General features: G+C 69.6%; 8 protein-coding genes. 4 read left to right on the top strand and 4 right to left on the bottom strand.

All coding sequences use genetic code 11. From position 1 onward, the window contains the following. Positions 1–30: 30 nt before the first annotated feature. A complete protein-coding gene (locus ACIF9R_RS15740; protein ID WP_399979657.1) occupies positions 31–231 on the bottom strand; it encodes a DUF397 domain-containing protein in 201 nt (66 codons plus the stop codon). Further along, positions 228–1,100 (bottom strand): Scr1 family TA system antitoxin-like transcriptional regulator, encoded by an 873-nt coding sequence (locus tag ACIF9R_RS15745; RefSeq protein WP_399979660.1) that lies wholly within the window; start codon positions 1,098–1,100, stop codon positions 228–230. Before ACIF9R_RS15745 ends, ACIF9R_RS15740 begins: the two co-directional genes overlap by 4 nt. A gap of 162 nt (positions 1,101–1,262) precedes the next feature. Here ACIF9R_RS15745 and ACIF9R_RS15750 point away from each other — a divergent pair, with 162 nt between their 5' ends. Further along, positions 1,263–1,727, top strand: coding sequence for an ATP-binding protein (locus tag ACIF9R_RS15750; protein WP_399979663.1), 465 nt, complete (start codon positions 1,263–1,265; stop codon positions 1,725–1,727). A gap of 210 nt (positions 1,728–1,937) precedes the next feature. Here ACIF9R_RS15750 and ACIF9R_RS15755 read toward each other — a convergent pair whose 3' ends face one another. Beyond that, the gene (locus tag ACIF9R_RS15755; RefSeq protein WP_399979666.1) at positions 1,938–4,928 is read right to left on the bottom strand and encodes a carbohydrate binding domain-containing protein; all 2,991 of its coding nucleotides are present in this window, start codon (positions 4,926–4,928) and stop codon (positions 1,938–1,940) included. A 409-nt stretch (positions 4,929–5,337) separates the two neighbouring features. Between ACIF9R_RS15755 and ACIF9R_RS15760 the strand changes: the two genes are divergently transcribed. Next, positions 5,338–7,059, top strand: coding sequence for a carbohydrate-binding module family 20 domain-containing protein (locus tag ACIF9R_RS15760; protein WP_399979669.1), 1,722 nt, complete (start codon positions 5,338–5,340; stop codon positions 7,057–7,059). Between the two features lie 225 nt (positions 7,060–7,284). Further along, the gene (locus tag ACIF9R_RS15765; protein WP_399979672.1) at positions 7,285–8,661 is read left to right on the top strand and encodes an erythromycin esterase family protein; all 1,377 of its coding nucleotides are present in this window, start codon (positions 7,285–7,287) and stop codon (positions 8,659–8,661) included. 55 nt (positions 8,662–8,716) lie between these two features. Here the strand turns inward: ACIF9R_RS15765 and nhaA are convergent, their stop codons facing one another. Next, on the bottom strand, positions 8,717–10,594 hold the full coding sequence (gene nhaA, locus ACIF9R_RS15770; protein ID WP_399979674.1) for a Na+/H+ antiporter NhaA: 1,878 nt from the start codon (positions 10,592–10,594) through the stop codon (positions 8,717–8,719). 534 nt (positions 10,595–11,128) lie between these two features. Here nhaA and ACIF9R_RS15775 point away from each other — a divergent pair. After that, the gene (locus ACIF9R_RS15775) at positions 11,129–12,022 is read left to right on the top strand and encodes a universal stress protein (RefSeq protein ID WP_399979677.1); all 894 of its coding nucleotides are present in this window, start codon (positions 11,129–11,131) and stop codon (positions 12,020–12,022) included. Positions 12,023–12,251: the final 229 nt, after the last annotated feature.

Genomic DNA, 12,251 nt, shown 5'->3' on the forward strand with positions numbered 1-12,251 from the left:
CGGAGGGCTGGGGAGGGGCCGCGGCACGCGTCAGATTCGGCTGCGCCCGAGATCCGCGAGGAACCCGGACCATGCGCTCCGCGCGAACGCGAGTTGGGGTCCACCGCGTTCCTTGGAGTCCCGTACATGTATGGCGGCCGCAGTGGGGGCGACTTCGACGCACGCCCCTCCTTCGCCGCTGCTGTAGCTGCTCTTGAACCAGTCCAGCCGTGCGGGCTGTTCAGTGTTCATCGGTCTCCCAGCATCTTCTTGATCAGGGCCAGTGATTCTTCTGGCGTGAGCGCCTGTGCCCTGATGCTGCCGTAGCGTGCGGCAAGGATACGTACCTCGTCCGGATCTGTGATCAGGCGGCTGATGTGCTGGACCTCCAGGTACGCCACCTGGGGCTTGCCCTTCGGAGTAAGCATGATGAACGGCCCGCCCAGGCTGGGATGTTCCTTACGCTCCATCGGCAGCACCTGGAGCTCCACGCTGCGTAGTCCGCCGAACCTCAGCAGTGCTTCCAGTTGCTCACGATGAACGTCCCATCCGCCGAGCGGGCGACGCAACACGGACTCCTCGATGGTGAAGGTGGTGAACGGCGGAGGCCAGCGGTCGAAGATCTGCTGACGGTCCAGCCGCGCGGCCACGCGCTGCTCGACGGTCGTCTCGTCAAGGAAGGGTTGACGTGTTCGGAACACCACGTTCGCGTGAGCCTCCGTCTGTAGGAGCCCGGGAAGGACGAGTGAGCTGTAGTCGTGCAGTTCAACTGCCTCCCTCTCCAAGCGGGCGTAATCCTTGAACCACTCCGGATGCCGCACCCTCCGCCGAGTCTTCGCCCGTTCCACATCCTCCGCCGCAGAAGCCAGCAGACCCCCGCACTCCAGCAACCTGTCCACCGCGACCAGCAGTTCGGGCTGAGGAGTCCGCCGTGCCCGCTCGACCGAGGAGATCGTCTCCTCGCCGTACCCGAGCCGGTCGCCCAGTTCCTTCTGGCTCAGTCCGGCCCGCTCCCGGGCGACCTTGATCTGCCGGCCGAGCGCTCGGAACAGGTCCGCGACCTCGTCCGTGCCGTCCGCCTCGCCGCTCGTGGGAACCCCCGCACCCGCCTGTGCCGTCATGCCGCACCACCATCCTGTTCCTTGTGCCGAGGACGAACCGGCGACAGCACGGTCAGGTCATGGCCGTACGCCCGTACTTCGCACCGTCCGCACCGGGACAGTCACCTTGCGTACCGCCCGGAATGCTCTACACGCTAGGAGCACTCGGTCACCCTCGGTGATGTGAATCAGGAAACTGTCACCGCTCCAGGTGAACCGACCGTCGGCACAGGCCACTTCCGCACCATGTTCCCCGCCACCGCGCGGGGCGCGCACACCGCACGCCATGCCGCCGAACGCTGGCTTGCCACACACCGGGGACGGCCGGAGTCGGAGCCCGCCGACGACAGCATGGCCACAGCCTCCCTCCTCATCGCGGAGCTGACCGCGAACGCCGCCCTGCACGGCCGGGTGCAGGGCAGGAACGCACGCCTCGCCCTGACCCTGACGCCCACGACCCTGCGGATCGAGGTCACCGACGCACGGGGCGGACGTCTGCCCGTGCCGTCCCCGGACGCGAGGGGCGATGCCGGCGGCGAGTCCGGACGGGGCCTGCTTCTCGTCGCCTCGCTCGCGGATGCCTGGGGCTGCGAGGTGTACCCGCCGGGCGGCAAGACGGTGTGGGCGGAGTGCGCCCGGCGGGCATAGGCGTGCTGGAACCGGGCGTGCAGTTCCTCCGCGGTCTCGTCGTCGGCCGCCTCCTCGCCCAGCACGCGCAGCCACTCGGCACCGGGCGACTGCGGCATGACGTGCTCCACGGTGAGCTGCGCGGCTGCGAGGTCGACGGGTTCGGGATGCCCAACATGCTTCCGGTGGGCCGTGCAGCGGATGCTGCCGGACCCACCAGAGACTGTTTGCCTACTTGAGGTAAGGGCCGTCGGCCCCCACCTTCCCGGTGCCGTTCAGGACGTACACCCGCAGGTTGCCCTTGCCCGGTGCCCCGACGGAGAGGGTGCCGTTGGACACCGTGCGCACGTCTCCGGTGACCGCGTCGCGGTACGTGCCGTTGGGTACGCCGGTGAAGGTCGCGCCGCCCGAGACGGTGACCAGGGCGAAGCTGTCCGTGCCGCCCGCGGTGTAGCGGCGTTTGAAGGCCATGTCGCCGGAGATGCCGGCCGTGGAGTACTGGCCCATCTGGAGGGCGGGGACGGCCCGGCGGATCTGGTTCAGGCGCTGTACGTGCTTGACCAGGGGCTGTTGCAGCGTCGTGGCGACGGCGCCGGTGGCGGAGTCGACCTGGGAGAAGTCGGAGGACGTCACCGTGCCCGCGACGTGGTCGCCGTAGTACGCCCGGCCGGTCGTGGCCAGTGGGCAACTCGGGCCGCAGTCGATCTTCTTGCCCTTCTGGAACTCGATCTCCGAGCCGTAGTAGAGAGTGGGGATGCCGCGGAAGGTCCACATCAGCGACATGTTCTCGGCCCAGGCGTCGGTGCCGCCCGTGTAGCGTTCGCTGCTCTTGTTGGGGCCGTAGTCGTGGCTGTCGACGTAGACGACGTTGTAGGTGGCGTCGTGGTAGCTGTCGTCGGAGTCCTTGCCGTTGTGGAAGGCGTTGCTCGCGTCACCGAAGTTCATGTGCATCCGCATGTCGATGACGTTCATGCCGGAGAAGCGGCTCCGGTCGGGGGAGTGGTAGGTGTTGCCGTCGAGGAAGGCGTTGGTGGAGGTCGGCTGGTTGCCCGTCCCCTGCTGCTGTTCGTAGTCGTACATCTCCAGGGCCGCCTTCTCGTCGTCGGCGCTGTACTCCCCCCGCTCCTTCCACGTGTAGAACTGCGCGGAGTGGTTGACCGAGCCCCGGTTCCACTTGTCGTTGACGAAGGCGGCGACCTCGCCGAAGACGAAGAAGTTGCTCGCGGCCTCCGCGCCGTGCTGCTGGGCGACGCGCTCCTGGATCGCGGGCAGGAAGCGGCGGTTCCAGGTGGTGCGCGGGATGTGCACGGCCGTGTCGACCCGGAAGCCGTCGACGCCCATGTCGATGTACTTGTTGTAGGCGCCGATCAGATAGTTCTGCACCTGCGCGTTCTCGGTGTTGAAGTCGGCGAGGTCCTCGTGCAGCCAGCAGGAACGGGAGTCCTCGCCCTCCCAGTTGCCGATCCAGCAGTTGTGGTACAGCGCCTTGGGGAACATGCCGGATGTCGGGCTGGGCCACTGGCAGTTGTAGATCGTGTAGCCCTCGGGGCTCCTGCCGCCGGTGGGCGTGCCCCAGTTGACGCAGGTGTTGCCGGCCGGCTCGGCCGTGGACCACAGGTCGCCGTTGTAGTACGACTTGCCGCTCTTGGGGTCGACGGTCAGGCCGTCGTACTCGAAGCCGGGCTGCTTCTCGTCGTAGTACCAGCTCCACTGGGAGTCGCGCACGCCGTAGACGGTCGGGGTGAACAGGCCCTTGGCGCCCCAGCGGGAGGAGTGGTTGTAGACGACGTCCTGGTAGATCTTCATGCCCTTGGCGTGGGCCGCGTTGATGAGGTCCTGGTAGGAGGCGCCGGCGGACTCCAGACGCGGGTCGACCTTGTAGAAGTCGTAACCGTGGTAGCCGTGGTGGTCGTAGTCCGAGCGGTTGAGAACCACCGGGGTGATCCACACGGCCGAGAAGCCGAGGCCCTTGATGTAGTCGAGCTTGTTGACCAGACCCTTGAAGTCACCCCGGAACATCGGGTCGTTGTGGGCCGCGTTGCCGGACTTCTCGTGCTGGCTGCCGCCGCGGTTGTTGGAGCTGTCGCCGTCGTTGAAGCGGGCGGTGAGGACGAAGTAGATCGGGTCCTTGCGCGGGTCGGTGCCCAGCGGCTTGCCGGCGGCGGGGGCCGGCGGCTTCGTGCCGGTGGTCGCCGTCGCGGCGGCCGAGGCCGCGGAGACGTTGCCGGCCGCGTCCACGGCCCGGACGGTGTAGGTGTAGGTGGTCCGCTCCTCCAGGTTCGCCTCGGAGAAGACCGTCGAGTCGACGTCGGTCACCACGTCACCCCCGGTTCCGCCGGTGCGGGTGACCTGGTACCGGGTGACGCCCGTGTCGTCGGTGGACAGTTCCCAGGTCAGTACGACGGACACCCCGTCCGCCTGGGCGGTGACCCCGGCCGGAACGGTCGGTGCCCGGGTGTCGGGCACCTCGTCGGCGCACGGGTCGTCGGTGTCCTCGGTCACCGTGTTGTCGGAGACCGTGGTGATGCCGGCGGGCAGGGAGTAGTCGGCGCCTTTGTTGTTGTCCCACACGCCGTTGCCGTTGTTGAACGCGGCCTTCATCGAGGCGGCCGTGCCCAGGTCGATGTCCGCCTTCCACCAGCCCGCGCACGCGGCCCGCATGCCCACTCCCGGCACCGTGGTCCAGGAGCCGCCCGCCGGCTGGTAGTGGATGTTGGCGGTGGTCCAGCCGAGGATCCGGGTGGAGTAGTAGACGGTGGCCAGGTTGCCGTCCCCGGGGGTGGGGTCCGGTTCTTCGCCGGCGCAGGGATCGGAGTGGGCGATCACGCCGTCCTTGACCGTGATGTTCCCCGTGCCGAGGGAGTAGTCCTTGCCGGAGTTGTTGTCCCAGGTGCCCGAGCCGTTGTTGAAGGCGGCTCGCAGACCTTCCGCGGTACCCAGGGTGACCGTCTTCTTCACCCAGTCGGTACAGGCGGTCTCCATCGCCACGCCGGGGACCGCGGTCCAGGAGCCGCCGTCGGGGGCGTAGTGCAGGTTGTACCGTTCCCAGTTCTTCGTCTTCGTGTAGTAGAAGACGGTCGCCGTGTTGTCGGCCGTGGCGGCGGCGGGAGTCGTCCTCGGGGACGGGACGGCCGAGGGGACGGCCACCAGCCCCAGGACGGCGCCGACGGCCACGGCTACGGCCGACGACCTTCCGGGCAGCCGTGAGCGGATACGTCTCATACGTGTCTCCAGAAGGCGGGGAGCGTGGGGCGTGGGGCGTGGGGGGTGAGGCAGCCCGGACGGTGAAAGTCCGAACGGAAAATTACAGAAAGCACTTACGGCAGCCGCAAGTTACCGGTGCGGAACCTCGCCGTAAAGGGGTCTCGCTTCAACTTTCTCCCGGTCGGCCGTCGAACGTGCGTCGGAGGCAGGCGGGCTGACGTCCTGTCATGAGTGGTTCGTGGATGGGGCGTCAGAGGGGTTGACGGTTGTTGAATGCTGCCCTTACGGTCGCGACCGCAACATCTTGCAGTCATCTTTCTGTAACGCATTGCAGGGATGGCCGACTTCCCGGTCGTCCGTCGGCCGATCCCGGGGGCACCCGCACCCGCATTCGCACCCCCACCCGCACCCTCACACGGGAGACTCCATGCACCGGAGCACCAGCAGAGCCCGTAGGACCACTGCCGCGGCGCTCGCCCTCACCGCCGGCGTGGCCGGCAGTCTGATCGCCGCCTCGGCGCCGGCTCAGGCGGCTCCGCCCGGCGAGAAGGACGTCACCGCGGTGATGTTCGAGTGGAAGTTCGACTCGGTGGCCGAGGCGTGCACCGACACCCTCGGCCCGGCCGGCTACGGCTTCGTCCAGGTCTCCCCGCCCCAGGAACACATCCAGGGCGGTCAGTGGTGGACCTCGTACCAGCCGGTGAGCTACCGGATCGCGGGCCGCCTCGGTGACCGCGGGCAGTTCAAGAGCATGATTGACACGTGCCACGCGGCGGGTGTGAAGGTCATCGCCGACTCGGTCATCAACCACATGTCGGCGGGCAACGGCACCGGGACCGGCGGCTCGTCGTACACCAAGTACAACTACCCCGGCATCTACGCGCCGGGCGACTTCGACAACTGCACCGCGCAGATCAACAACTACGGCGACCGCTTCAACGTCCAGGAGTGCGAACTGGTCGGGCTGGCGGACCTGGACACCGGCGAGGACTACGTACGGGGGAGGATCGCCGGCTATCTGAACGACCTGCTGTCGCTCGGCGTCGACGGCTTCCGCATCGACGCCGCCAAGCACATGGCCGCCGGGGATCTGGCCAACATAAAGTCCCGGCTCAGCGACCCGAACGTGTACTGGAAGCACGAGGCCATCCACGGCGCCGGCGAGGCCGTCTCCCCGGCCGAGTACCTCGGCAGCGGCGACGTCCAGGAGTTCCGCTACGCACGTGACCTCAAGCGGATCTTCACCGGCGAGAACCTCGCGCACCTCAAGACCTTCGGCGAGAGCTGGGGCTACATGCCCTCGGACAAGTCCAACGTCTTCGTCGCCAACCACGACACCGAACGCGGCGGTGACACCCTCAGCTACAAGGACGGCGCCACCTACACCCTGGCCCACGTCTTCATGCTGGCCTGGCCCTACGGAAGTCCTGACGTCCACTCCGGCTACGAGTACACCGACCGGGACGCCGGCCCGCCCAACGGCGGCCAGGTGAACGCCTGTTACAGCGACGGCTGGAAGTGCCAGCACGACTGGCGGGAGATCTCCTCCATGGTCGGCTTCCGCAACTCCGCCCGCGGCCAGTCCGTGACCAACTGGTGGGACAACGGCGGTGACCAGATCGCCTTCGGACGCGGCTCCAAGGCGTACGTCGCACTCAACCACGAGGGCTCCGCACTGACCCGTACGTTCCAGACCTCGCTGCCCGCCGGCGACTATTGTGACGTCCAGTCCGGCAAGGGGGTCACCGTCGACGGATCCGGCCGGTTCACCGCCACCCTCGGCGCCGGCACGGCCCTGGCCCTGCACGTGGGCGCCCGGAACTGCGACGGGGGCCCCGTCCCCGACCCCGACCCGGTGACCTCCGGCGTGTCCTTCTCCGTCAACGCCACCACCACCTGGGGCCAGAACATCTATGTGACCGGCAACCGTCCGGAACTCGGCAACTGGAACCCGGGCAGCGCCCTCAAGCTCGACCCGGCCGCCTACCCGGTGTGGAAACTGGACGTGGAACTCCCCGAAGGCACGTCCTTCGAGTACAAGTACCTCCGCAAGGACGGGTCGGGGAACGTGACCTGGGAGAGCGGCGTCAACCGCACCGCGACCGTCACCTCCACGAAGATCACCCTGAACGACACCTGGCGCGACTGACGCCCCCGGCGTCCCGCCCCGCCGTCTGGCCCCCTCGCCCCCACCTGACCGGCCCCGCGTTGCGCGCGCGGGGCCGGCGGGTCCGTCACGGCCGGGCCCGCGCCGCCGTCCGGAGACCGCGCAACGCAGGCCCGCCGTGACCGAGTTCGGTAGCGCCAGCGGTACCCACGGATGGGCAGCCCGCGGGTTGGCCCAGGCATCGGTGTGCACGGAAACCTGGGGGGCATGACACGACGCAAGGCAGCAGTGATCTCCTCGGCCCTCCTCCTCTCCCTCTCCCTGGGGGCCGTAGCGGCTGCGCCCCCGGTCACCGGGGACACGGCGAGGCACCCCGTCGGCCGGAACGCCATGAACGTGGTCGACGCGATCGAGCGCAGCGCCCACACCCTGAGGACCACCGACCCCAGAGGCTCGCTCAAGGACCTGCGTGCGCTGGGCCGCATGATCGGGGACGCCGACGTGGTGGGCCTCGGCGAGGCCACCCACGGCTCCCGCGACTTCTTCCACATGAAGCACCGGATCCTGCGCTACCTGGTCGAGGAAAGGGGCTTCCGGTCCTTCTCCGCGGAACTTCCCTGGGGCAGCGGCGTCCGCATCAACGAGTACGTGCTGTACGGCAAGGGCGACCTCCACCGCATAGCCCGCGAGGAGTTCCAGGGCCCCTACCGCATCTGCAACAACACGGACTTCCTGAACCTCGTCGAGTGGATGCGTGCCTACAACCGCCATCACCCCACCGACCCGGTCCAGTTCACGGGCAACGACATGGGCTACGCCGGACCTGAGCTCTACCGGCGGGTGACCGACCACGTGGCCCGCACCCACCCGCACCTGCGGGCCCGCGTCGCCACCCTCTACGACGGCCTGGCCCCGGCCACCGACGCCGCGACCTATCTGGAGCGCTACAGCGAACTGCCCCTGGCCGAACGCCGGCAGCGCGCCGAACGCACCCGTGCGGTGGTCGAACTGCTCCAGAAGCAGCACCCGGCCCCCGGCACGAGCAGACAGCAGCACCTCCGGACCGTCCAGCACGCCAGGGCCATCCACCAGCTGGCCGCGGTCTATTCCTACGACTTCACCGACGAGGCCCAGGTCGCGGAGATGATGAGGTACCGCGACCGGGTGATGGCCGAGAACGTGGCCTGGTGGCGCGGCCACACCGGTCACCGGATCCTCCTGGGGGCCCACAACACCCACGTCTCCTACGACGCCTTCGACCACCGCTACCCGAAGACCCAGGGTGCCGTCCTGCGCGACTCGCTGGGCGGGGACTACGTCAGCATCGGCTTCAGCCTCCACAGCGGCGCCTTCAAGGCGTTCGGCACGGACGACAACGTGATCCGCACCTACCGCGTGGACGCCGCACAGCCGGGCTCCAACGAACACACCCTGGACCAGGCCCGCCAACGCGACTACATCCTGGACATGCGCACCGCACCCCGTGTCGTGCGCACCTGGCTGGCGGAGCCGCGCCTCACCTGGAACATAGGCGCCGGCTGGCCCGACCCCACGGAGTACCGGATCGCCCTCGGCGAGGCCCACGACGTCCTCATCCACCTGAACGAGGTCGAGGCGACCACGTACCTGGGCAGCAACCCGTGAGCCCTGACCGGACCCGGTACCGGGGCGGCGTCGTGCGAGCGAGGCGCCGGCGGGCTCAGGACGGTGCCGCGGGCGCGGACGCCTCCAGCTCACGGGCGAGCGTCTGCGCGTCGTAGGGTCCGGTGTGCCGCCGGTCGCCGATGAAGAAGGTCGGCGTGCCCTGGGCGCCGCTGGCCTCGGCGCCGGCGGCGTCCGTCCGTACCCGCTCGGCGGTCCTCTCGTCGTCGAAATCGTCGAGGAACCGCTCGATGTCGAGTCCGGCGAGGATCGCGTACCCGGCGATGTCGTCGAAGTCCAGCTTGTCCTGGTGCTTGTAGAGCAGGTCGTGCATCTGCCAGAAGCGTCCCTGTGCGCCGGCGGCGACGGCCGCCCGGGCGGCGACCTCGGCGTGCGGGTGGACGTCGGGGAGCGGCAGGTGGCGGAAGACGTAGCGGAGCCGGTCACCGAAGCGTTCGCGAAGGTCATGGATGACGCCGGTGGCGCGGGCGCAGTAGGGGCATTCGAAGTCGGCGTACTCCACCAGCGTGAGCGGGGCGTCCACCGGGCCCGCGATGTGGTCCCGGTCCGGATCGACCGGGAGGTCGAGGGTGCGGGGCAGGTCGGCGTCCGTCTCGCCGCGCAGGACGGCGGCCAGGTGGAACGCGAGCCAGCCCAGGGCCGTGGCCAGCACGGCCGCCAGCAGGATGCCGACGGTGGCCCGGGCGCGCAGGGCAGGGTCGTCGAAGGCGAGACCGACGATCAGCAGCGACACGGTGAAGCCGATGCCGGACAGTACGGCGCCCCCCATGACGTGGCCCGGACCCACGCCCCGGGGGAGCTCCCCGAGGCCGAGGCGGGTACCGAGGTACGTTCCGCCCCAGACGCCCAGCAGCTTCCCGACGACGAGACCGACGACGACGGCCCAGGTGAGCGAGGAGGTCAGGGCCTGCTCCAGGACGCCGCCCCGCAGGTCGATGCCGGCGCTGGCCAGGGCGAACAGCGGGACGACGACATAGCTCGCCCAGGGATGCAGCGTCAGTTGCAGCCGCTCGTTGACCGAGACCGCGCGTTGCAGTCCCACGCGTGCCCACAGTCCCACATCGGCGCGGGGTGACTGACGGAAGGCGCGGGCCAGCCGGGTGGCGCGGTCCACGGCCTCGGGCGTGGGGTTGTGGCCGGGGATGAGGAGACCGCCGAGCATGCCGGCGATGGACGCGTGGAGACCGGCCGCGAGGCTGGCGAGCCACAGGGCGAGAACGACCACGATGTACGGGGCCGTCCGCCAGGCACCCAGACGGGTCAGCGCGGCCAGGGCCCCGCAGAGGGCGAGCGCCTCCAGCAGCGGCAGCAGGTGGACCGTGTCCGAGTAGACGAACCCGATCACACCGACCGCCACGATGTCGTCGATGACGGTGATGGCCAGCAGGAAGACCCGCAGCTGGGTGACGAACCGGGGCCCCACCACGGCGAGCGCCCCCAGCATGAAGGCGGTGTCGGTGCCGATGACCGTGCCCCAGCCGTCGGCGGCCTCGCCACCGGGAGCCATCGCCAGGTAGATCCCGGCGGGGACGACCATCCCGCCGATCCCCGCGACGGCCGGGAGCATGATGCGGCGGCGGTCGGAGAGCGCACCGACCGAGGCCTCGTAGCGGACCTCCAGGCCGATGACGAAGAAGAACAGGGCCATCAGGCCGTCGCTGACCCAGTGTTTCAGGTCCATGGAGAGATCGGCGTTGCCGAACGACACGGAAAGCTCGGTCGCCCACAGCGACGTGTACGCCGCCGACCAGGGCGAGTTGGCCCACGCCAGGGCCACCACGACGGCGACCAGGAGCAGGCCGGCACTGCCCGCCTCGGTGCTCAGATAGGCGCGCGCCCGGTCGGAGAGCTGGGCGGGCAGGGAGCGTCTTCTGGTCCGGGTCTGGGAGGGCCCGTCGTCGTTCCTACGTGTCACAGCGTCCCCCTGCCGGCCCGCCGGCATCGCCTGGGTGGGAGCACGGACCGCCGGGGCGCGGTGCGTTCCGGCGGGGGCACCGGACCCGTGGTGTGCCCGGTGGCGGGGATTCAGTCCCGGATGCGGTACTCGGCGATCAGCACGGTCAGCGGCTCGTGTGGCGGGTGCGGGTGGTGCATGGGGCGTCCTTTCCCGATGGTCTCCCTCGTCCGATCGTTGCGCCCGGTGCGGGTCCCAGCGCTCTGAGACAGCGATCATTGCGCCGTTCAGGTCACGAGGGGGGCGGGAGAAGGGGGGACGGCCTTCCCGTGTCCTCCTGGGGGAGATCTCGGACGGGTGCCGGACGTTCCCTGCCGGAAACCATTGACTTGTTCCACTCAGGGCGTCGAGAGCCCGGACAGGACCGCGACGAACCCGCGGGTGTGCGGCCTGCGTGCGGAAGGCGGGAGCGGGAGCGACGATGTCCTGAGAGTCGGTGACTCGGTAGGGCACTGCTCAGTCACCACGCCGGTGCGTGAAGTGAGGTGGATGGCCGTGGCCCGTACTCCTCCACGGGAGTCAGTGATCACCGTCGGTCTCGACGGCTCTCCCGAGAGTCTGGCGGCCGCCCGCTGGGCCGCTGCCGAGGCCGAGCGCCGCGACCTCGGGCTGCGCCTGTTGCACGCGTGGCCCGTGGTCGGGCCGGAACGGGCCGGGGGACCCTCGGACACCGACGAGAGCTACTGGGCGAAGCGCATGCTGCGCGACGCCCGAGCGGAGATCCTTGCCCGCCACCCCCGTCTCGCGGTCGTCGGTGACCTGGTCGAGGAAGAGGCCCCGAAGGCGCTGCTGCACGCGGCTTCGGAGTCGGAGATGATCGTGCTCGGCTCGCAGGGGATGGATCCCGTCGAGCGGTTCTTCCTGGGCGACATCAGCATGTTCGTCGCGGCCAGGGCCGAGCGGCCGGTGGTGCTGGTCCGTGCCGTCACGGACCTCGCCGCCCCGCCGGCCCCGCCCGACGAGGGCGGCGACGTGGTCGTGGCGCTGAAGCTGCACGGCCCCTGTGACGACCTGCTCGGATTCGCGTTCGCCACGGCCGCGGCGCGCGGTGTCGCCGTACGGGCCGTGCACGGCCGGAGTCTGCCCGTGAACGCCTACGTGCCGTGGGGTGTGGACCACGACGTCGCCGAGAACATCAGGCAGGACACGGAAAGGGAACTGGGCCGGGTGCTGCGCCCCTGGCGTGAGGCGTTCCAAGGGGTGGAGGTCGTCGACAGCATCGGCTTGGTGAGCCCGGCGAAGGCGGTCGTCGGGGTGGCGAGGACGGCAGGTCTGCTGGTCGTCGGACGACGTCGGCAGCGCCGGGCACTCGCACCCCGCCTGGGCCCGGTCGCCCACGCCGCCCTGCACCACGCCCACTGCCCCGTGGCCGTCGTCCCCCACGACTGAGTCGCCCGGCGACGTCCGGGGGAACGACCGGACACGTCACGGCGCTCAGCGGGACACGAGACGGAACGTCACGAACCGGCACCGGGGGTACGACGTGGTCCCGTCGCCCCATCGGGTCCTGGCGAACGCTCGGTATCCGGCTGCGCGGTCCGACCATGTCCAGCAGGGTGCGATGACGGCTGACCGACACGCACACCCACAGGGGCGCGGAGCCAGGAAAGCGACGGGC

Source organism: Streptomyces sp. NPDC086080 (genome assembly GCF_044540255.1).
Lineage (GTDB): Bacteria > Actinomycetota > Actinomycetes > Streptomycetales > Streptomycetaceae > Streptomyces.

Excerpts from the sequence above, each read along its gene's own strand:
- ACIF9R_RS15740 (WP_399979657.1), bottom strand. The coding sequence starts at position 231 with ATGAACACTGAACAGCCCGCACGGCTGGACTGGTTCAAGAGCAGCTAC.
- ACIF9R_RS15745 (WP_399979660.1), bottom strand. The coding sequence starts at position 1,100 with ATGACGGCACAGGCGGGTGCGGGGGTTCCCACGAGCGGCGAGGCGGAC.
- ACIF9R_RS15755 (WP_399979666.1), bottom strand. The coding sequence starts at position 4,928 with ATGAGACGTATCCGCTCACGGCTGCCCGGAAGGTCGTCGGCCGTAGCC.
- ACIF9R_RS15760 (WP_399979669.1), top strand. The coding sequence starts at position 5,338 with ATGCACCGGAGCACCAGCAGAGCCCGTAGGACCACTGCCGCGGCGCTC.
- ACIF9R_RS15765 (WP_399979672.1), top strand. The coding sequence starts at position 7,285 with ATGACACGACGCAAGGCAGCAGTGATCTCCTCGGCCCTCCTCCTCTCC.